The organism is Mesorhizobium sp. WSM4837, from assembly GCF_055811435.1.
Genome location: NZ_JBVVQE010000267.1, coordinates 1 through 340, shown reverse-complemented (window position 1 = coordinate 340; position 340 = coordinate 1). Strand labels below are relative to the sequence as shown.

Below are 340 nucleotides of genomic sequence, written 5' to 3'. Positions count from 1 at the left end.
TCGCTCAGCGGCGGCTGAATGGCGGCGGCTTGCGGCGTATTCAGGGCCCTCTGCCTCTCCGCTGGCCGCAACAGCGCTGTGTAATGTTCATCGTTGATGATCACCCACTCGGGTGGCAGGTGGTTGCCCCGGTCAAGCGCATCCGGCCAGGGCCGGATCTGCTGTTGGCTGGCAGCTAACGGCGGCGGGGCGGCGACCTCAACTCCGGCGTGCCCAGAGCCGGCCGCTGCGAAAGCGTCCGCCACGATGCTGTTGAGGTCACTCCGTCCAGCGGGCATGCCTGGGTCGCTGAAAAGAGACGAGGCGGCTTGATCATCCTGCCGTCGCTCAAGCCCTTCGC

The 340-nt window shown here is 66.8% G+C and carries 1 pseudogene; it reads right to left on the bottom strand.

Going from position 1 to position 340, the window contains the following annotated elements:
* A pseudogene (locus AC0L3D_RS37040) lies at positions 1–340 on the bottom strand (Ulp1 family isopeptidase); the annotation flags it as partial.